This window comes from Rhodoferax sp. GW821-FHT07F03 (genome assembly GCF_059418745.1).
The window spans coordinates 268,046-287,594 of the sequence record NZ_JBWKQM010000003.1 but is presented as its reverse complement, the minus strand read 5'-3'; the positions used below and the strand labels follow the sequence as shown (position 1 = coordinate 287,594).

The following is a 19,549-nucleotide window of genomic DNA, read 5'->3' as shown; positions in this document are numbered from 1 at the left end:
ATTAAAACTGCACTGATAATCCACCATTAATGGAGTTAGCGTTGTAAGGAGAAATGCCACCAGAATAAATAGTTCGACGAACCCCAAATGTAGCTATAGTTTTCAAATTCAGTTTAGTTGAGGCATCCACACTAAAAGATTTCAAGTTTGAAGTTAAATTAGAACCATCACTGCTAGTCTTTTGGCTAGTAAGCTGAGTATTTAACGACGTATCTGGATTAAGACGGTGCGTCAGACTGAAAGTAATTGCGCGTTGTGTTATAGCATTAGCACCATCAAAACCAATTGATGATTGGTTTATTTTTTGCCCAACACTTTGCATGGCGGTAAATGTTAAGATATCTCTTACACCTAGCAACGAAAACGAAAAATCTCGAGTTCTTTGTATTGACGCTCCGGAAGTTAAATATCCATTCAAAATACTTCCGGACGAGGTTCCATAATTTGTTAAAAGCAAATTATTCACCATTTCAGCACGTTTTATAGGGTCGGGCTCTATTGATGCAAGCTGGCTAAACAGTAGATCATACGTATTTCCTTGTATTGAATTAGACGTAATAGAATTTGTCAAAGATACGCTCTTGGCATCACTAACACGCCAGCTTGTTTTTGGTGTTCTATGTTCAAAATTCAACTTATGCATCTTACCTGCATAAGCATTTTCAATATCTGCAGAAACAGTTGTTCTCTCAGAAGGAGTCCAGATTGCTCCAATACCTGAGGTATTTTTATAACTATTCTCAGATGGAGAGTAATTTCCATACTCTCGCCCAAAAGAAGCTGTTAGATTGAATTGCGGATCAATTAAATATCCTAAAGTATTTTTAATACTGTCAGATCTAGATGTTTGATTTGAACTTTGTTCGACTTTATTCGTCGATAATTGAGAACCCCAATGAAGACGTCCATTTAAACCGACACCATTCAGTTTAAAATTTGCGGACTGTTCATTTGTATTTGCGAATTGTGCATCTTTTGCACGAGTAGTTGATGCCTCGTATCTTGCCTCATAATCAGCAAAATAACTTAATCGCCCTTTAATATATGGAGAAACCCTATATGACGAAACTTCAGTTTTATTTGCGTTAGAGAAACCATCTACGGTTGATTGTGTTCCAAATGCAGAAATAGTTCTTTGTGAAATTTTCCCATTTGCGTCAACAAACGCCCATTTATCTATAATCTCAACAGATCCTGTAGCATCAAGTGCATTTTGTAGTTCATTTTTACTTGAATCATTAGATTGAATTATTTGATGCAAAGAATAATCTAGGGAGCCCACTATTCTTCCGGTAGAACTACTCAGATGCACTCCAGGACTAACATCTGTTGTCCATCCAGATTGTTTATTTTCATTCGTACGATAATAATTATCTGTATAGTATTCAGTTATAGATATTCTGGGAACAATAGATGCAGCTCTTGCTGAACTTCCAGCATCTACATTTGATGAATTTTCCTGAGAATAACTTGGAGATGAAAATAAAACCACCATCCATAAATGCAATGTTTTTTTATAGATATTTTTTTTCATTTTCAAAACAACAAAACAATTTATCTATACTAAAGTTCATGTATCGGATTGCGCATAGCCGTATCCATATCCACCATATCCAGCATATCCACCTTGTGAGCCATTTCGAGCTTGATTCAGTACCATCATTTTCACGGGGCACGACTCAATTGATGTAAGTGCATGCTGAACACTTGTCTGCAATGTTTTTTCTGCATGAACAACTATAACAATTTGACCCATATGCGTAGCCAAAACACGAGCCTCTGTAGTTAATAGCAATGGAGGTGAGTCAAATATAATAATTCGATCAGAATATCGATTGGCAATATTTGTAATTAATGCACTCATTGCATCACTGGCTAACAACTCTGTCGCACGCAGATGGGGGGTGCCACTAGGTAACAGAGTTAATTTATCTATATTTGTTTTTAATAAAACGCTTGATAGATCTTCAACTTCGCCAACCAATAAATCCAATAAACCAGGACTAGCTGGCAAACCCAGCATTCTTAAAACGGAAGGACGAGCAACGTCCGCATCGACCAACATCACAGTATTGTCTAGCTCGGTTGCAATGCTCATCGCCAAATTAATTGCGGAAAAACTTTTCCCCTCCCCAGCTAATGCACTTGTAACCATAATAAGGTTACCATTTTCTATCTTTGATGCCCCCCTCCCCATCGCATTGCTTATTAATGGTCTCTTAATTACTCGATATTGATCCGCGATCTGTGAACGAGGGGCATTTGGACTAACTATACCCGCTGCATTTAGTGCATCCAAATCCAAATCAACTTTTCTCGAGAAGCTCTTATTTGTAGTGTTTACTTTTTCATCTAAATTGCTAGCCGTTGCCAAACCTATTTTCGTATTTTCTTTAGTTAGTTGTACATCTGCAATAACTTCTTCAGGTACAGCAACACCAGCTCGCCGAAGTTGTTCCAAACGCCGTGTTGCTTGCTCAATCAAGCTGCTCATAAATTACCCTACCTGTCCGGAAATAATAGTCAACGCAGCAATCGCAATAATAAAAACTCCGACAAGACCACCCGATGCTAAAAAGAATTTTTTAAGATCAGATCGCTCGCGCGCTTTAGCAGTTTCGCTCATAACAAGTGTGACCACTCCTAATATTGGCAAATCAATAACACTACGAAGCGTACGTGCGTCGTGAAAAACGGGTTTCAATTGACTTGAAGAAAATGCAGTAAATCCTCCCACAGCCAATGCTACACACATAACAAGCAACAATAAAAGGACTCTATTTGGAGCTACCGGTTTTGGCGAAACTCTTGGTGGATCAATTAATCGGAAATCTGCTACTCCAGCAGCCGACTCCAAGTCGCCTGATAAAGATGCCGACTCACGCCGCGTGACCAAATCTTCATAATTTTTCTTATTAATCGCGTAGTCTCTATTTAACTGCGCATATTCGGCTTCAGTTTGAGGTGCAGTTTTCATTGTTTCACGAGCCCGGTCGTAGCGCGCTGAATACTCAGACACACGAGCACGTAATGCGGCTACTTGCACCTCAGACGAGGCCAACAACCGCCCCATTTCTTGCGCAGCAAGGCTATTGCCACCACCACTGGCAGCCGAACTATTTAGCATGGCAGTTTTTCTTAGTTCCTGCACTTCTTTACGCTTTTGCTCTTCTAGTTCTTTTATTAGCTTTCGCGCGCTTACGATATCTGGATGCTGCTCGGTAAATCGCTGTAATAAGCCATCTAAATTTCTCTTTTGTGCCTCAATTCGAGAATCTATTTCAGGCGTGGCAAGAGATTGCGCAGACTCTTGTAGCAAACTCTTCGAAGTAATACTTGAATTTTGAGATTTCTCATTTTGTAACTGCAATTTTGCTGCGTCTCGAGCATTTTCCGCCTCGCGCAACTCAAGTTTTGCCTGATTTAATTGAGATGATATTTCTCCAAGTTTTCCAGCTATATCGGTACCACCACCTGCAGTTTGAACATCTATATTTCGCAACTTAAATTCTTTCAAACGAGCTTCAGCAGCTTCGAGTTTTGATTCATAGGTTTTTATTTGTTCATTAATAAATTTCTTAGCTGCATCGGTGTCTTTTCTACTATCACCCATACTAGATTCTACGAAAATGGAAACAAGAGACTGGACAACTCTTTTTGCCTTTTCCGGATTCGGGTCTTGATAAGATAATGTATAAAGATTATCTCTTGCAGTACTTTTTATTTGCAATGTACTCATTAATCGCTCAATTAAACCATCTTGAGCCGATTTGGATGAATTTGATAAATCAAGATCAGCCATGCGAATTAATTTCTCAACATTTGGACGTGTTATTAATGTCCGACTTAACATTCCGACTTGTTGATCAACGTTTGGCTGAACCGCTAAACCAGACATTAGGGGTTTCAAAATCGATTGAGTGTCTACATAGATGCGGGCGGATGCCTCGTAACGGTCAGGAACACGCAACACCACACCAACGCCAACTATTCCAATTAACCAAGCGACAACCACGCCGAGCCATCGATATTTCCACGCACCTTTAGCATAGGTTAGTATTTGACTAATTATTTCATCCATTAGATAATTCTTTGCTGAATATATTTACTTATCGAATGCGTGGAAATCATTTTTCAAAACCATCCCTGTGGTATTATCAATATATCTCCAGGTCGCATTTCAACATTTAATGAAACGTCACCGCGCTTAATAAGATCCTTCAAGCGAACAGCATATCGTTTATCACCCTCTGCTGTTCTTAAAATGGTTGCTGCATTGCCATCAGCGAAATCAGTCAATCCACCGACCGCAATCATTACATCCAGTACAGTCATTTTATTTTTGTAAGGTAGCACCTGAGGTTTCATAGCCTCACCAACCACTCGTATCTGCTCGCTGTACGGCCCTACAAACCCTGTGACGATCACTGTTACGACTGGGTCACGTACGAACTTAGCCAGCAATTTTTCCACCTCTCGTGCAACCTCCACCGAGGTCTTGCCTTGAACGCTCAACTCATCGATCAACGGCGTAGTCAATTTTCCATCGGGACGCACTGGCACTGTCATAGACAACTCCGGATTTCGCCATACGATGATGTTGAGTGAGTCCCCTGGTCCAATGATGTAGTTGTAGTCGGTCGAGGGCATTGCGAGTGCCGGAGCGGCAGGAAATGCAGGTGAAAACCATGAGCAGGCGGTCACAAGAGACGCTACTAAAGCAACCAAGGCCCACCGAACTGCGGCCACAAAAAAAACGTTAAAAGTTTTCAAAATTATTCCCCGTACTGAATTAATTGCTTGCACATACCTAGTTTGAATATAACCTAGTTCGACACATCTCTATAGTCAAAAATCATGGTTGTGAGCAGTCTAATTTAGATAGCCAAGCACACTCTCAGAGACAAAGCAATGCGGTTTTTGCTGACTATGAAGAATAAGATATGGCGGAAGCCGTGGTTCAAGTCCACGCCTCGATCAGATACCCTTTCCAGCACAGCACCATGCAGTCACAAAGAGGTGGTTGGGTCAATTTTGTCGATGTCTTACCTTACATATCCCAAATACTAGTTTCATAGCGTTCCAACCATGGGATCAGTGCCAGACTGTGGTCATGGTCACGCCTAAGGTCACAAGTTCTAACATGAAATATTCCCCTACATAGGCTGAATTTCCCTAGGGGGGGTCCCACCTCGTTGCTGAGCAACAATTTGAAACACAGCCACTCCCACCCAAACAAAAAAACAATAGTCTATAAAAATATAACGATTGACATTTTCGCAATCGCAATACAATTGCATCACATTCAATTTAACTAGAAAAATGAATAATTTGTATATTTCACCAATAAATAAGACCACTTAGTCATTTAATGGAAATAATGACTGTTATTTTTCAACTCGCCCCTGCAAAATAGGTCTGATAAATCTTAGTAGAAACTGTTGAAGTGGATTTGAGTTCCCCCATGGTCTCCAAGTAAATTTTAGCTTCTGATGATATGCATCAAATTGCATTCCCCACGGAGCCGCTTTCATTGCACCACGATTCAGCAGCAACTTCAAAACAGATGTTCCTATTACACCTGCACATAGGTCGCAAGCCATCACCGTTGAAGGGCCACGTTTTTCTCGGAAATTTACTGCCTCCGGTGCAACCAAATAGTTACGATTGAGCATTGCTGGAGATAAGCCTGCTATGAAACGAGCATATTGCTCTTGCACATTATGCCCCTCCATTTTGAAATACTCCTCAAAACTCATGCCATTTGGACTGAAATATAAAAGTGCTGTACTCATCCCCAGGGGGGCCGCAGTTAATGCAGGAATTCCTTTTTCACGACACTTGGCAAACACCATACGGCGTGCAGGCAAGGCAAAGAAGTCAAGCGCATCAACATACACATCTACATCACATAAAAACTCATCTACATTATCTAATTTAATGCCATCGGGGAAATTCTTAATATTTATATCTGGATTAATATCTCCCGCCATGGTCGTCATAGTTTCGAGCTTTGCCCTCCCCATGGAAGACATAAATGCACCAGCCTGCCTATTCAAATTGTGCACATCAAAAGTATCAAAATCCGATATATTAAAATTACCCAACCCTAACCGCACAAGTGTCAATAAATGCGTTCCGCCTACGCCACCCAAGCCAGCAATTGCGACCTTAGAATTTTTCAATTTCAATTGTTCATCCGAAGTAAGCCATCCTATATTTCGTGAGAATGCTTTTTCGTAATTAAATATCATATCTACACCTTAAATAAGCTTGACCGAATGTCACTAAAGCAAAAGAAATGGAGCGCACAGATGAGAGAGAATATTTTAAAAATTGCACGCAGCGGCGTGCTTGCACCATCTGCAGACAATCAACATGTATTTCAGATGGAAATCTTAGACTCCGCTATCCGATTGTGGCCCTCACTTGCGTTTGCTGCAACAGTTGAGCCCATTCGTTTGACGCTGGGCCTTGTATCTATTGGCGCCGTAATAGAAAACATGCGAATACAAGCTCTTGCACTTGGCCTGAGCAGCGACATCACCTGGCTCTATAAGCACAACAGCTCAAACCCATTTGCAGAATTACAATTTCATAACATTACCGAACCTATTATCGACGAACTTGCAGACGCAATTCCCCATAGGCATACCAATCGGCGAATGTATCGAGGTTCAAAGCTTAATGACCATCAAGTCAATTCTTTAAATGATGCAGCCGCCAGCATTGATGGAGTACAGCTAATATGGTTGACAGGCATGCAACGAAAAAAAGCGCTTCAGCTTATTTGGCGTGCTGAGAGCGAAAGATTTTTGCAAAAATCATTGCATGAGGATCTTTTTTCATCTATTCGCTTTGACCTAAAGTGGAGCGAAACAGCAGAAAATTTACTCCCGCCAGGCGCACTAAGTATTGAAAGTCCCATGCGACCAATTTTTAAGGCTCTACGAAGCTGGAATTTAATGCGGTCATTAAGTTTCTTTGGCGCGCATCACATTATCGGATTAAGGGCCGGCCTCTTACCTTGCTGGCAAGCCCCTGCGCTGGGTCTGCTGACTACAACGATAGGAATAGAAAAAGGTGCCATCTCCGCAGGTGCAGCCTTGGAACGTATATGGTTAAAAGCAACACAATTGGGAATGGCCATGCAACCATTGGCTGCCTCAGCCATGTTGGCACTTCCTAATAACTCTGGCCAAGGCGCATCCGATAAGCTTAGATCAACACTGGTTTCTGGTTGGAGAGAAATCGCTCCTGAAAGTTTACCAATCATGGTGTTTCGCATGGGACGGGCCAGTGCGCCTAGCATCAGAACATCAAGATTACCTCTCACTCAATACATCAGAAGAGATTTAATAAAATCCCCCCTCTCTACGCCAACTTAGAAATATATGTATTTCCCTATATAGTAGGCAAAAAAAAGCGAGGTAAAACCTCGCTTTTAATTTAGTTCAAACTTGATTCAAATTTGAATAGAAGACATTTACCTTACTTGGCAGACTTGCGGCGGCTTGCGGATGCAGCCAAACCAGCCAAGCCGACACCAAACAATGCCAGGGAGCCTGGCTCAGGCACGCTGTTGAAGTCAACAGCACCTGTAGCTTGAGTAATAGCAACCAAATTGCCATTACTTGTAAGGCCCTGAGTCGTGTTATTCATCTCCGTGAAAGCAAATGTGTAAAACGGATCAGGATCAACAAAGAAACTCTTGCCAGTTCCGCTGGTGCAATCTGCAGAAGGTATCGCGGTTGCGCCAATTTCTGCGGTGCCAGCACCCGTGCACAGAGCAAAGGTATTAACAGCATTGACATATGCACCACCCAAGCTGTTAAAACCGGTCACGCCGTTCAATAAAGAACCATAGCCCAACAGGATGTCGTCACCAGTACCGGAAACGCTTGCTTCAGTACCAGTTCCAGCGGCGCTTGCTGCAGTGAACGAGTTGTTGTTCGATGGATCAGCCCATACCTTGAAATTCAGCAGGGTCAACTGGTTAACGCTGTTCGGAGTATTTACACCACTGCCGCCACCCACATAAGTATCAACCAGATCAAAAGTCACATACAAACCGTAGGAGCCGAGCACGCTACCAAAACCTTTTACTGGCGAACCCAGCAAATCCAGCGTGCTAACTTGCAGCCAACCGGAACCGGTGTGACCAGTTGCGGTGGTGTGCAGAAGTTCCGACGACGTGCCAGAAAACTTGTCGCCAGTTTTCAACGCAGTTGCACCGCCAATGATCGCGCTGCTATCGATAGTGAATGTTGGGACCGCAGACGCAGAACCTGCGCTCAATGCGAGCACAACACCAGCCGCCATTGCTGCAGCGGAGACTTTTGGCATTGAAAATTTCATGATGTACCCCTTAGAGTGAAAGTTAAACAGTCTGGTCCACTGCGGAATCGACCGTTAATTACTTAAAGCACGCAGTATGCCAATCACAAAAAATCCATAAAAATCAATGGCTTATAAAACAAAATGCAGATTTTAAACATCAATGTGTAAGATTTTCCGACAGAACGTCTCATAAGCTCAAGCCGCAGAAGTTAGAAAAAGTAGGTGCCCAAGACCTGCATGGCTCGACGGTCCGGCAGACTTCCGAAGTCACTACCTGTACGCCCCATGTTCTGCTGCAATTGAAACGTCAAATCAAACTTAGCCCAATGGTGTCGCAATTCCAGCCAAGCAAGCCGGCTGCTATCGCCCATGTTGACCCGCAGGTAAGCTGTCAAATCCAAGTCCTTGAGAAAAAGGCCCTTTTGCGTTACATAAACCAAGTAGGCTTGACGAGAAGCAAGTTCTTGCAATCGCAAAGATTCGCTTAGATAGGCTTGTTGAGCCAAAGCTCCCCCCATTCCTGGTGCAGACCAGTCAGGCTTGTCCGGTGCGAAGCCGTTATATTGATATTCGGCAGTTACGGACAACTTACTCAACGTGGTGTAAGTTGCCCCACCCACAAATCGGTTACGTGTTGAAGTATTGGTTGGCAGACCCGCAACACGGCTCAATAAATCAGACTCCTTACTGCGCGACCACTCCAAATGCGCCACGGCAGCGTCCGACAACAAAGCTGTCAAATTAGCCCCCAGAGCAGACGAAAGGCCATCTTGCTTATAGACGAAGAATTGACTACTTACCCGCTGAGAAAATTGACTCCCGAGCACCACTAAAGCCCTATCCCGATTATTGGTAGACCCAAGGTCTAGGCTCCAGGTATCCTGACTAGGGTTGTCTGCCATCTTGGGAGCAAATGCAACAGACAAAGAACCGCCAGCCCATAGGCTTTGCGCCCTCAGCATGACAGTGCCCAACCGATTCTCTCGCAGGGCAAAAGGATCGGCAGTGGTTACCGCACGCAAGCTACCATCGCGGAAAAAATCTGTTGGGTTGTAGCCATAGCTAGGTCCATAGCGCAAATTAATGCGCCCAGCTTCTGCGATTACCCCTCCGTCATCCGACTGCCAGCTTATATAAGCCTCACGCAAGCTGTTGACGCTCTCATCAAGACCCGCATCCCTGGGATGAATTTGATCGAACCGGTCCGAGATCACACCCCGCCAGCCTGGGGCAAGACGCTCCGTATGGGTAAAGTCGATAGACGCGCGAGATGTGTTCACACTGCTCGACTTATACCGCTGGCTAGCATTGCCAACTGCGCCCTCAACAAAAAGCTTGGTGTCCCGAGTGCCCTCGGCTGCGGCACTCATATCGCTTTCGAGATTAAGTGCATCTACCTCGGCGCCACTTGCACTCAAAGATGGCAGGGGCTGCATCATTAACAGCGTGACAGCCGACAAAAAAATGGAACGAGAAACGATAGTCATCGGATTAATCAGGTTGAAAACGGGGCAGAAAATCTCTTTGCATCCAACTTTCAGGGATGTTACGGGCTTTGTAATCAGAAAAACGCATGAGCGTCACGGATTGAGGATCTAGCCCGTCAATAATCACACTCTCCGTTGGTCGCTCGGCACCTAGCTGCGGTTGGAACCTCCGGTAATAAACCGTTTTAAGCAGCCGAGAGGATTCAGCATAGAACCGCCCCTTGATAGGTCGGTTATTTTCCTTATCCACCCACATTTCTATGCTGGCATATGTCACTTCGGGAGTTGCTGCAGTCAAAGCCAATTTATACGCCTTGCGCATATGCTTTTCCCCATCCTGAACTTCCTCTTCGCCAGCAAGCGTTGCCTTGTAATCTTTGGCCAAATTAACGGTAGCTACATCACCATTGGATGCCTGTCCCAATAACCGCTGCTGAGGAGACAGGCGAACACTGGCTTTACTGCTAGGGTCATAAAACCACATATCGTTGCCGCTTTTAAGCATCAACTTACCAGCATCACGAGCAGGTAAAACAAAGCGTATCAGGCTAGAGAATTGCCCCCCCTGATGCTGGTTCAACGAGTAACTGGTCAAGGTGCTGCTGTCTGCTTGCTTACCGCCCTGAAACTCCGTCAGCGTAACAGTGACACTGAATGCACGGCCAGGATTGCGGATCGCATCACTGGCGACAAGTATCTCCTCCGCCGATGGTGCGGCCCAAGCCGAAGTAGTGCACAGCACACAAAAGTATAGGAATATGCGTAGTGACTTCATGATGACTGCCTTGATGAATTCAAACGTGGCGCAATGCTTCTACGATCTTGAGTTGTGCTGCTCGGTAAGCAGGCCACCAAGCAGATAGTATGGCGATGCCAATCAGGCCCAAAGTCGTGCCAACGATCATTTTCAGCTCTCCAGCTACCAAAATGGTCAGCGGTACCGGCTCTACCGTACTAGGTGGAACCCAAGGAATATCCAGCCGATTAATGATTGCCGAAATCACCAAAGCCAGTACAACACCCAAAACTGCACCACACACACCAAGCAAAGCCCCTTCTGTGACAAACAGCCCCCGGATGCCAGCACGTCGCAAACCAATTGCGCGCAAGGTCCCAATTTCTACCGTGCGCTCAACCACAGCGGTATTCATGGTGTTACTGACAGTAAATAAAACAATCGCACCAATCAGCAAAAAAACAAAGCCAAATATGGTGTCAAACATTTGCACCGTTTGCACATAGAACGGATTCAACATGCGGAAGTCGAGCACCGCCAATGGTTGGCTGCTGGAATACTTTGCCAATATGGGCTCCAGGCGCGCTACGGCTGCGGGTATCAGATCGGAGTGTCTTAACTGAAGAATGATGGAAGTCACTTTGGGAGAAGATTTGCCGTATACCAATTGCTGAATTTTTGCCAGGTGCATGATGAGAGCGATTTCATCCAGCTCCTTGACACCCTGGTCTTCGGCCCGAACCACCTCCAGAGAAGTCACATTGGGCGCACCTCTAGAATTCACCAAGAGCACTTCAACCCTGCGCGGGCTGGAATTGCTAGCGCTGGAGGCAGCTTTTGACTCCTGCATGCTGAGCTGAGCGATATCGTCCGGCACGGCCTCGCCGTCCCCTGATCGCTTCTTATCCGGCTTGGGGCAGTGCTCAACCTTCAAGGCATCACATAATTGCAACACTCTTGCAACCCCGACCCCCACCACAGCAGAGTCCAACGCCGTCCCCTCCAGGGTCGAAATTGGAGCCTTGGAACGCAGGCCAAAATCATTCCATTGCCGCATGCGGTTGATATCTTCGGCGACAAACCCTGTTCCAATCACAGTACGAGAAACACTGGCTGCATAGTTGCCGGCAATGCCGCCGAACTGCAAGGTTGGCGTGGCGACCAGTACCATTTTGCGTAGCACTTCATCCTGCTGAATATCAGTCAAAATTTTGGCGTAGTCACTGATGCCGTAGTCGGTGGGGTTCCCGCTGCCATAAAGATAAAAGTCGCGGTGCTGGATCTGCAAGTGCCCGCCCCGCTGCACGATGCGGGTGTGCATCTCGTAATTGATGTTGCCGCTGAAGCCACCAAACAACAATATGGCAGCACAGCCAATCGACATCGCGACCAAAGTAGCAAGAGAGCGACGCCGGTTGCGCAGCAAATTGCGCAGAGCCAGATTCAGGGTTCTTCTCATTTTGGCGTACCCATGTTCTTGCGCTGAACGTCACGGATCACACCATCGTGCAGAAAAATCGTGTCATCCGCCGCTTTGATAACTTCTGGATCGTGGGACGAAAAAATAAAAGAGATCTGGTAGCGGTCCACCATACGGCGCATCAAAGACAAAATGGCAGCCCCCGTCTGGCTGTCCAGATTTGCCGTAGGCTCATCAGCAATGACCAATTTGGGTTTGCGGGCCAAAGCCCGGGCGATGGCCACGCGCTGCCGCTGGCCCCCAGACAACTGGCCTGGCAGGTTCTTGGCCCGATCTTCCAAACCCACCGCCTCTAACAACTTGGGTACACGGGTACCGCGCGTTTTGGCAGACACCCCCGCCAGTAGCAACGGATATTCGATATTCTCGTAGGCACTCAACACCGGAAGCAGATTGAAGTTCTGGAAAATGAAGCCGATGTTCTTGGCGCGAAAGTCAGACAAAGCATCGTCGCTCAGCTCACCCACCTTGCAGTCCGACACGACAATTTCGCCCTTGTCCGGTCTATCGATGCAACCGATCATGTTGAGCAAAGTGGTCTTCCCGCTCCCGGATGGCCCCATCAGCACCGTAAAACATGCCGATCGCACCATCACATCGATACCTTTGATGACGGGGACGCTCACCGAATCGAGCCTGTAGGTTTTCTCGACTTGCGTAAGCATTGCCACTGGCTGCTGACTCAAGGTTTCTTCTGTCATGTATCCCTCGTTCCTACGGTTGCAGGCCACTCATCCACGCTTGGCTACGGGCGCCCATTATCACCACGCCAGAGTACGTCGTACCCACAATCAAGGTCAAGATAACCCACCATATGCAGACATCGAAGTACTACCTGTTGGACGCCGCGTTGACCAAGATATGGCGTTAGCACACAAGCGGCCTGGAAGGATGGAATCGCCGCTCAGATAATGGGTAACATGCAGTGCGCACAGTCCATCGCGCCAGGGCCTCTGGTGGCGCACCACGGTAGGTTTCATCCCATTTTCAGCCCCATCGAAATTGCACCGTTACAGTATCGTCCGATGCTCAAAATATTGATAGTCTGCAAGGCCAATATCTGCCGTTCGCCCATGGCGCAAAGCGTCTTGCTCAAATTTGCCGAAGATGCGGGACTCAAACGCAAGTTGCGGGTGGACTCGGCAGGCACCCACGCAGGCCGCATCAGCGAAAAAATGGACGGACGTGCCAAAAATGCGCTGTCTGCCCGCGGCTATGCGGCCGGCAAGGACCGTTCACGCAAAGTCACGGAAAGTGACTTCAATACCTATGAGTTGATACTGGCGATGGACCAGTCCAATCTAGCTGATTTGCGACAGATATGCCCCGGCCATCTGACGCACAAGGTTCAGTGCTTTATGGTGTATGCACGCAAGACGGATACAGATGAAGTACCAGACCCGTATTTTGGCAATGCCCAAGGTTTCGAACGAGTGCTGGATCTCTGCGAGGCTGGCGCGCGCGGCGTGGTTGCGCACTGCCAAAGCCTCATCCGATAAGTTTCAAACTTTATAGTAATCGCGGTACCAGGCGACGAAGTTGCCGATACCAGTCTGCACGCTGGTACCCGGCACAAACCCCACCCAGTCCTGCAGTGCGTCGGTATTTGCATAGGTTTCTGGTACGTCACCATCTTGCAGCGGCAATAGACGCTTCTCGGCCTTCTTACCCAGCGCGTCTTCAATGCAGCCGATGAAGTCCAGCAAACGGACAGGATTGTTATTGCCGATATTGAACACGCGGTAAGGTGCGTTACTTGTGGCGGGGTCGGCCAATACAGCGTCGTAATCCGAATTGGGAGCAGCCACACGGTCCAACACACGCACCACACCTTCGACGATATCGTCTACATAGGTGAAGTCCCGCTGCATGTTGCCATGGTTGAAGACATCGATCGGGCGCCCTTCCATGATCGCCTTGGTAAACAGAAACAAAGCCATGTCGGGCCGGCCCCACGGACCATAGACCGTGAAAAACCGCAGGCCCGTGGTAGGCAAGCCGTACAGATGGCTATAGGTATGCGCCATCAGCTCATTGGCCTTCTTGGTTGCGGCGTACAGGCTGACAGGGTGGTCCACGCTGTCATGCTCGGAAAATGGCATCTTGGTGTTGCCACCGTACACACTGGAGCTGGACGCATACACCAGATGCTGGACCTTGCTATGACGGCATCCTTCCAGAATATTGATGAAACCCACCAAGTTGCTGTCTACATAGGCCAGCGGGTTCTGCAGGGAATAACGCACACCCGCCTGGGCAGCAAGGTGGATGACGCGGTCAAACTTCTCGCGGGTGAACAAATCGGCTATGCCTGCACGGTCGGCAACGTCCATCTGCACAAAGCGGAAGTTGCTCTGCGGCGTCAGGCGCTTCAGGCGGTTGTGCTTCAGATTGACGTCGTAATAGTCATTCAGATTGTCCAGGCCGACGACCTCATCTCCGCGCGCCAACAGCTTCAGCGACGCAGTCATACCAATGAAACCTGCCGCCCCCGTGACCAATATTTTCATGACCCAATCCTTCTGCTCTATGCTTGTGAGGGGCTATCTTAGCCTGTGTTACTGCTGCGTTCGACCAGCAGCACCGGTGAGTACGGCACGTCAACCCCAAACCTCTGCCTGCCGTTGTATGCTGGCCATTGAACGCTTCTGCCGCGTTGGCATGCGGCGCTCATGAACTTAAAGGAAAAACCTATGTTGAAGAAGATTCTGGCCATTCTGGCCATGCTGACTGCAGCCCTGGCTTTCGCCGCGGTGGACGTAAACAAGGCAAGCGTGGCCGATCTCGACGGTGTCAAAGGCATAGGCCCGGGCATTTCCAGCAAGATCCTGGATGAACGCAAAAAAGGCGAGTTCAAGGACTGGAACGACTTGATCGAGCGCGTCAAAGGCATAGGCGACAAAAACGCCGCCAAGTTTTCTGCCGGCGGCCTGACCGTCAATGGCAGCACATTCAATGGTGCAGCTGCTCCCGCCGCCAAGGCAGCACCAGCCGCAGCCGCCGCGCCAGCAGCATCGGATGCAAAAGCCGATGCCAAGAAGGCCAAGGCCGATGCGAAAAAAGCCAAGGCTGACGCCGCCGCCGACAAACCCGCAGCAGCTGCCAGCGCCGCCAAGAAATAGGCAACCCAGCTCCCTCCTCCCAAACCCGCTTCGGCGGGTTTTTTCATGGCCCCCGCGCTGGGCTAGCCCCAGCTCAGGTCACTGGCGCCGGGTTGAACAACACCAGCGAATTTTGCAGCCCCCACTGCTCCGCCCAGGTTTTCTTGCCGCTGGCCACCGCCAGCATCAGGTGGAACAGCTCCCAGCCCACGTCCTCGATGGTGGCCGATCCGTCGGCAATACGGCCGGCGTTAACGTCCATCAGGTCATGCCAGCGGCGTGCCAGATCCGTGCGTGTGGCCACCTTGATGACCGGCACCTCGGCCAAACCGTAGGGCGTTCCTCGGCCGGTGGTGAAAATATGTACGTTCATACCGGCAGCCAGTTGCAGCGTGCCGCAGATGAAGTCACTGGCCGGGGTCGCGGCATAGACCAGGCCTTTTTGCTTCAGCTTCTCACCGGGCGACAGCACACCCGAGATCGGCGCGCTGCCGGACTTGACGATGGAGCCCATGGCCTTCTCAACGATATTCGACAAACCGCCCAGCTTATTGCCCGGCGTGGTGTTGGCGCTACGGTCCACCCGGCCTTTTTGCAGGTAGTTGTCGTACCAAGCCATCTCGCGCACCATGGCATCAGCCACCTCGGTGCTGCTGGCGCGTGAGGTCAGCTGGGCAATGCCGTCACGCACTTCGGTGGTTTCGGAAAACATCACGGTGGCGCCCGCACGCACCAACAGATCGGTGGCAAAGCCCACGGCCGGGTTGGCCGTCACGCCCGAGAAAGCGTCGCTGCCGCCGCACTGCACGCCCACCACCAGCTCGGACGCAGGCACGACCTCGCGGCGGCGCAGGTTCAGCCGCTTCAGATGCACCTCGGCCTGGCGCAGGATGGCGTCGATCATGGACATGAAACCCACGTTTTCCTCAGCCTGCAGGCAGACCACGTCCAATGCAGCGTCGCGCTGGTCTTCGATCGGGATCACGCCCGGCGGTAGCAGACGCTCGGGCTGCAGCTTCTCGCAGCCCAGGCTCAGGACCATGACCTCACCGCCAAAATTCGGGTTCAGGCTGATGTTGCGTAGGGTACGGATGGGGATGATGGCATCGGGCGCATCGATGGCGACGCCGCAGCCGTAGGTGTGTTCCAGCCCCACCACGTCGTCCACATGCGGATAGCGTGGCAACAGGTCGGACTTGATGCGTTTGACGGCAAAGTCCAGCACACCGGCCACGCACTGCACCGTGGTGGTAATGGCCAGGATGTTACGGCTACCCACCGAACCATCGGCGTTGCGGTAGCCCTCAAAGGTATAGCCCTCCAGCGGCGGCAGCACGGGTGGCGGCACCACCCCGGCGTCGCCGGGCATGGGCAGGCCTTCCAGCTCGCGGGCTGCAGGCATTTTCAGCAGGCGCTCATGGACCCAGCTGCCGGCCGGGATATCGCGCTCCGCATAGCCAATGACCACGTTGTAACGCAACACGGGCGCGTCGGCGGCCAGGTCTACCAGGTTGACCTTGTGGCCCTGCGGCACCTTGTCGCGCAGCACCAGGCCGCTGGGCAGCACGGTACCCGCGGGCAGGCCACCGTCGTTCGCCACGATGGCCACGTTATCCCGCGGATGCATGGAAATGGTCAGCGGGGTGGAGGAAGTCATACGGGCGTGTCCTTATAGTGAGGCGGTGCGGGCGCGTGGGAACATTGGAATCTGGAATGTCATCAGTTGTCAGACAACACCCAGGAATGATGCCCCAAGCCCGCCGCGGCGTCAAGCTGGAGAAACGCGCAGCGGCACGCCAGAACCGCCCACAAAGTTTTACCCGCCGGCACTGGACAAACTTGTGGATAAGTTTGGAAATCCGCTGTATGGGGCAGCTAAGTGTTTGTTTTATAAAGACAAAGCTTGCAACGCCTAAAATTTAAGCAGCCCAGGGAAAACGATTGCCCAAGCTGCAAGTCAGGCAAAAGGCCTACCATGGCAAGCTGCCATTTCAAAATACGCAGGAGAAATTTTTATATGCTGAACCGTTCTGCCGGCCTGCTGGCCATCGCCTGTTTCCTGGTATTCGGTGGCGCGCTGACAGCCTGCGCGACCAAGGCCAACGCCCCGGCCATGCCCCACGCCAGCCCGCCCACCGCCAGCCAGCTGCAGGCTTTTCGATGGACGCTGGACTCGGCCAGCGACGGACAAGGCCAGGCCATGGCGGTACTGTTCCCGCGCGCTGACCGCCGCTTTGTCATGGAATTCATGGCCGACCGCATGGCGGTAAGCGGTGGCTGCAATGGCCTGGGCGGCAACTACCGGACCCTGGATGCAGGCATGCTGGAGGTGGGCCCGCTGATGGGCACGCGCAAGGGCTGCGAAGCGCCGCTGATGGAAGCAGACAAAGCCATCAGCGCCCTGCTCGCCCAACCTTTGCAGTTGCTGCTGGCAGCAGGCAGCCCGCCGGTCCTGCGGCTGGTATCCAGCCAGGGCCAGACCCTGGTATGGACTGGCACACCCAAGCCCTGACTCGAAATGCTACATATTTGATAGCTACTAGCGCAGTCAAATTCTGCGCTAGCGGCCTATTTCATCAAACACCAAGAGTCAGGCAGACTGCACGGCTGCGGGCGTACGGCGGTGTTTCACTTCCAGCCGCTCGGCGGAAAGGTACTGCGGCAAATAGACGTCGAAGGGCATGGTGTCGGCCGCTTCTATATCTTTCTGGGCCTGGACGGACTGCACGGCCATGGCCTCAAAACGGGCTTGCTGCTCGGCGCTGAACGGCAAATCCAGCAGCGTCTTGCGGGTGCGTTGCGACTGCTCGGCGATGAACGGAACAAAAGCGCCTCCGTGACCGCTTTGCATGGCGGCCAGCACGCGTGCAGACGACAGCAGGCTGGGATCAACCAGGGCCGCGTCGGCAGCATCCAGCGCCTCGGTGTACAGGCGGCCGCCATGGGTGGCGTCCAGCGCGGCAGCAATCGGGCGACAGGCGGCCACCAGATCCTGGCCCCAGGCGGTCAACGACACTTCTGCGCCAGCGCGCTCCAGGGTCAAGCCAGGTTCACGGCCACGGGCCGCCACGCGGTGCTGGTTGTGGGCCAGCTCGGTAATTTCCTGCGGGCTGTCGGGCGGGCTGTCGGACAGCAGGCAGTGCAGCAGGAATACATCGATGAAACGCATGGTCTGCGCGGTGATGCCCACGGGCACGAACGGGTCCAGGTCCAGCAGGCGCACTTCCACATACTCCACGCCGCGCTCACGCAGCGCGTGCAGCGGACGCTCGCCGGGGTGAATGACGCGCTTGGGGCGGATGGTGCCGTAAAACTCGTTCTCGATCTGCAGCAGGCTGGTGGCCAGCTGGTTGTAATCGCCACCGGTGCCGCGTACGCCCACCGCCTTGTAGGCAGGGTACGGGCGGGTCAGCGCTTCTTGCAGGGACGCGCCATAACCTTCCAGGCTGTTGTAACTAACAGCCAGCGAAGCCTGGGCATCGCTCTGGTAACCCAGGCGGCCCATGCGCAACGAAGTGCCGTGCGGCATGTACATGGTGCGCTCATTGAGCTGCTGCAACTCGTGCTGGCGGCCGGCCACAAAGCTGGAGCACACGGCAGGCGAGGCGCCGAACAGGTACAGCAGCAGAAAGGCATGGCGGCGGAAGTTGCGGATCAGCCCGAAATACTCCTCGCTGGACACGCCCGGCAACGACCAGTTGTAGTGGATGCCAGAGATGGTCTGCATGCGCCGGCCGTAGCGGTGGCCCAGGCCCATGCGGTATACGCTCTTGGCGCGGCCCACATTCGAGCTGCCGTAGCGGCCAATGGGAATGGTCTCGTCGGTGGGCAGACCGCAGGGCATGCTGGACACCCACAGCATCTCGTCGCCCACGGCCTGCATGGCGCGGTAGGTGAACTGGTGCACCTCGGTGAGTTCGTCCAGGCAGGCCTCCACACCGGCATGCACGCCGGTGATCAGCTCAACCTGCGACTCGCTGAAGTCGGTGGTGATGTGCGGATGCGTGAGCGCCGAGCCCAGCGCAGCAGGATGCGGCGTCAACGCCAGGCTGCCGCCGGGTTGGGCGCGCAGGCTTTCCTTCTCCAGCCCACGGCGTATGCCCTGAAGCCGTTCGGGCGCGAGTGCCTGCAGGCGCTCCAGCAAGGCGGCGTGGGACGGTGTGGGCAAACTGGGCATGTCGTGGGTATCCGTAAGAGGACTCACGCAGCACCCGGTGGCGGCCTGCGGCCTCGGCTGCTACGTCAATCAAGCGTAAATCTATTCTGAACTGGGCACGGAAGGTATCACAGGCGGCTGCAGCCTGCATGGCCACCAGAGACAACCTCGGCCCCAGCGGCCTATGGACGGCAGGCTGAACGCCTAAGCCATCTCTGTGCATGGATGCAGCAAGCACACCAGCACCTC

General features: G+C 50.8%; 17 protein-coding genes. 4 read left to right on the top strand and 13 right to left on the bottom strand.

Going from position 1 to position 19,549, the window contains the following annotated elements; all coding sequences use genetic code 11:
* Nucleotide 1: 1 nt before the first annotated feature.
* From AC07R0_RS05925 to AC07R0_RS05905, 5 genes are all read right to left on the bottom strand, one after another.
* A complete protein-coding gene (locus AC07R0_RS05925; RefSeq protein WP_495104156.1) occupies nucleotides 2-1,534 on the bottom strand; it encodes a TIGR03016 family PEP-CTERM system-associated outer membrane protein in 1,533 nt (510 codons plus the stop codon).
* 36 nt (nucleotides 1,535-1,570) lie between these two features.
* Nucleotides 1,571-2,494 (bottom strand): XrtA-associated tyrosine autokinase, encoded by a 924-nt coding sequence (locus AC07R0_RS05920; RefSeq protein ID WP_495075855.1) that lies wholly within the window; start codon nucleotides 2,492-2,494, stop codon nucleotides 1,571-1,573.
* 3 nt (nucleotides 2,495-2,497) lie between these two features.
* Nucleotides 2,498-4,081: an XrtA system polysaccharide chain length determinant gene (locus AC07R0_RS05915; protein ID WP_495104155.1), complete on the bottom strand. Its 1,584-nt coding sequence runs from the start codon at nucleotides 4,079-4,081 to the stop codon at nucleotides 2,498-2,500.
* A gap of 53 nt (nucleotides 4,082-4,134) precedes the next feature.
* Nucleotides 4,135-4,650, bottom strand: coding sequence for an XrtA/PEP-CTERM system exopolysaccharide export protein (locus AC07R0_RS05910; protein ID WP_495098075.1), 516 nt, complete (start codon nucleotides 4,648-4,650; stop codon nucleotides 4,135-4,137).
* Between the two features lie 737 nt (nucleotides 4,651-5,387).
* Complete coding sequence (locus tag AC07R0_RS05905; RefSeq protein ID WP_495104154.1) at nucleotides 5,388-6,254, bottom strand: ThiF family adenylyltransferase; 867 nt, start codon at nucleotides 6,252-6,254, stop codon at nucleotides 5,388-5,390.
* A 27-nt stretch (nucleotides 6,255-6,281) separates the two neighbouring features.
* On the opposite strand from AC07R0_RS05905, the gene AC07R0_RS05900 reads away from it, so the two are divergent.
* Nucleotides 6,282-7,388: a hypothetical protein gene (locus tag AC07R0_RS05900; RefSeq protein WP_495104153.1), complete on the top strand. Its 1,107-nt coding sequence runs from the start codon at nucleotides 6,282-6,284 to the stop codon at nucleotides 7,386-7,388.
* A 103-nt stretch (nucleotides 7,389-7,491) separates the two neighbouring features.
* On the opposite strand, the gene pepA is transcribed toward AC07R0_RS05900, so the two are convergent.
* The 5 genes from pepA to AC07R0_RS05875 form a co-directional block, all read right to left on the bottom strand.
* The gene (gene pepA, locus AC07R0_RS05895; protein WP_495075859.1) at nucleotides 7,492-8,358 is read right to left on the bottom strand and encodes a flocculation-associated PEP-CTERM protein PepA; all 867 of its coding nucleotides are present in this window, start codon (nucleotides 8,356-8,358) and stop codon (nucleotides 7,492-7,494) included.
* A gap of 191 nt (nucleotides 8,359-8,549) precedes the next feature.
* Entirely contained in the window at nucleotides 8,550-9,827 is a 1,278-nt protein-coding gene (locus AC07R0_RS05890) for a hypothetical protein (protein ID WP_495104152.1), read from the bottom strand.
* 4 nt (nucleotides 9,828-9,831) lie between these two features.
* On the bottom strand, nucleotides 9,832-10,602 hold the full coding sequence (locus AC07R0_RS05885) for an outer membrane lipoprotein-sorting protein (protein WP_495075861.1): 771 nt from the start codon (nucleotides 10,600-10,602) through the stop codon (nucleotides 9,832-9,834).
* Between the two features lie 19 nt (nucleotides 10,603-10,621).
* On the bottom strand, nucleotides 10,622-12,022 hold the full coding sequence (locus tag AC07R0_RS05880) for an ABC transporter permease (RefSeq protein WP_495104151.1): 1,401 nt from the start codon (nucleotides 12,020-12,022) through the stop codon (nucleotides 10,622-10,624).
* The gene (locus AC07R0_RS05875; RefSeq protein WP_495097992.1) at nucleotides 12,019-12,744 is read right to left on the bottom strand and encodes an ABC transporter ATP-binding protein; all 726 of its coding nucleotides are present in this window, start codon (nucleotides 12,742-12,744) and stop codon (nucleotides 12,019-12,021) included. The genes AC07R0_RS05880 and AC07R0_RS05875 overlap by 4 nt, the downstream gene beginning before the upstream one ends.
* Nucleotides 12,745-12,999: 255 nt before the next feature.
* Between AC07R0_RS05875 and AC07R0_RS05870 the strand changes: the two genes are divergently transcribed.
* Nucleotides 13,000-13,542 carry a low molecular weight protein-tyrosine-phosphatase gene (locus AC07R0_RS05870; protein WP_495104150.1) on the top strand — a complete coding sequence of 181 codons (543 nt, stop codon included), beginning with the start codon at nucleotides 13,000-13,002 and terminating at the stop codon, nucleotides 13,540-13,542.
* Between the two features lie 3 nt (nucleotides 13,543-13,545).
* Here the strand turns inward: AC07R0_RS05870 and AC07R0_RS05865 are convergent, their stop codons facing one another.
* On the bottom strand, nucleotides 13,546-14,553 hold the full coding sequence (locus AC07R0_RS05865; protein WP_495104149.1) for an NAD-dependent epimerase: 1,008 nt from the start codon (nucleotides 14,551-14,553) through the stop codon (nucleotides 13,546-13,548).
* A gap of 183 nt (nucleotides 14,554-14,736) precedes the next feature.
* On the opposite strand from AC07R0_RS05865, the gene AC07R0_RS05860 reads away from it, so the two are divergent.
* On the top strand, nucleotides 14,737-15,165 hold the full coding sequence (locus tag AC07R0_RS05860; protein WP_495075866.1) for a ComEA family DNA-binding protein: 429 nt from the start codon (nucleotides 14,737-14,739) through the stop codon (nucleotides 15,163-15,165).
* Between the two features lie 73 nt (nucleotides 15,166-15,238).
* Here AC07R0_RS05860 and garD read toward each other — a convergent pair whose 3' ends face one another.
* Nucleotides 15,239-16,801, bottom strand: a complete 1,563-nt coding sequence (gene garD / locus AC07R0_RS05855; RefSeq protein ID WP_495075867.1) for a galactarate dehydratase — start codon at nucleotides 16,799-16,801, stop codon at nucleotides 15,239-15,241.
* A 360-nt stretch (nucleotides 16,802-17,161) separates the two neighbouring features.
* Here garD and AC07R0_RS05850 point away from each other — a divergent pair, with 360 nt between their 5' ends.
* Nucleotides 17,162-17,656 carry an META domain-containing protein gene (locus AC07R0_RS05850; RefSeq protein ID WP_495104148.1) on the top strand — a complete coding sequence of 165 codons (495 nt, stop codon included), beginning with the start codon at nucleotides 17,162-17,164 and terminating at the stop codon, nucleotides 17,654-17,656.
* Nucleotides 17,657-17,734: 78 nt separating this feature from the next.
* On the opposite strand, the gene gshA is transcribed toward AC07R0_RS05850, so the two are convergent.
* Nucleotides 17,735-19,321, bottom strand: a complete 1,587-nt coding sequence (gshA, locus tag AC07R0_RS05845; protein WP_495104147.1) for a glutamate--cysteine ligase — start codon at nucleotides 19,319-19,321, stop codon at nucleotides 17,735-17,737.
* Nucleotides 19,322-19,549 lie beyond the last annotated feature (228 nt).

What these genes read in the sequence shown, in the direction of transcription:
- AC07R0_RS05925 (WP_495104156.1), bottom strand. Translation starts at nt 1,534, where the DNA reads ATGAAAAAAAATATCTATAAAAAAACATTGCATTTATGGATGGTGGTT.
- AC07R0_RS05920 (WP_495075855.1), bottom strand. Translation starts at nt 2,494, where the DNA reads ATGAGCAGCTTGATTGAGCAAGCAACACGGCGTTTGGAACAACTTCGG.
- AC07R0_RS05915 (WP_495104155.1), bottom strand. Translation starts at nt 4,081, where the DNA reads ATGGATGAAATAATTAGTCAAATACTAACCTATGCTAAAGGTGCGTGG.
- AC07R0_RS05910 (WP_495098075.1), bottom strand. Translation starts at nt 4,650, where the DNA reads ATGCCCTCGACCGACTACAACTACATCATTGGACCAGGGGACTCACTC.
- AC07R0_RS05905 (WP_495104154.1), bottom strand. Translation starts at nt 6,254, where the DNA reads ATGATATTTAATTACGAAAAAGCATTCTCACGAAATATAGGATGGCTT.
- AC07R0_RS05900 (WP_495104153.1), top strand. Translation starts at nt 6,282, where the DNA reads ATGTCACTAAAGCAAAAGAAATGGAGCGCACAGATGAGAGAGAATATT.
- pepA (WP_495075859.1), bottom strand. Translation starts at nt 8,358, where the DNA reads ATGAAATTTTCAATGCCAAAAGTCTCCGCTGCAGCAATGGCGGCTGGT.
- AC07R0_RS05890 (WP_495104152.1), bottom strand. Translation starts at nt 9,827, where the DNA reads ATGACTATCGTTTCTCGTTCCATTTTTTTGTCGGCTGTCACGCTGTTA.
- AC07R0_RS05885 (WP_495075861.1), bottom strand. Translation starts at nt 10,602, where the DNA reads ATGAAGTCACTACGCATATTCCTATACTTTTGTGTGCTGTGCACTACT.
- AC07R0_RS05880 (WP_495104151.1), bottom strand. Translation starts at nt 12,022, where the DNA reads ATGAGAAGAACCCTGAATCTGGCTCTGCGCAATTTGCTGCGCAACCGG.
- AC07R0_RS05875 (WP_495097992.1), bottom strand. Translation starts at nt 12,744, where the DNA reads ATGACAGAAGAAACCTTGAGTCAGCAGCCAGTGGCAATGCTTACGCAA.
- AC07R0_RS05865 (WP_495104149.1), bottom strand. Translation starts at nt 14,553, where the DNA reads ATGAAAATATTGGTCACGGGGGCGGCAGGTTTCATTGGTATGACTGCG.
- AC07R0_RS05860 (WP_495075866.1), top strand. Translation starts at nt 14,737, where the DNA reads ATGTTGAAGAAGATTCTGGCCATTCTGGCCATGCTGACTGCAGCCCTG.
- garD (WP_495075867.1), bottom strand. Translation starts at nt 16,801, where the DNA reads ATGACTTCCTCCACCCCGCTGACCATTTCCATGCATCCGCGGGATAAC.
- AC07R0_RS05850 (WP_495104148.1), top strand. Translation starts at nt 17,162, where the DNA reads ATGCTGAACCGTTCTGCCGGCCTGCTGGCCATCGCCTGTTTCCTGGTA.
- gshA (WP_495104147.1), bottom strand. Translation starts at nt 19,321, where the DNA reads ATGCCCAGTTTGCCCACACCGTCCCACGCCGCCTTGCTGGAGCGCCTG.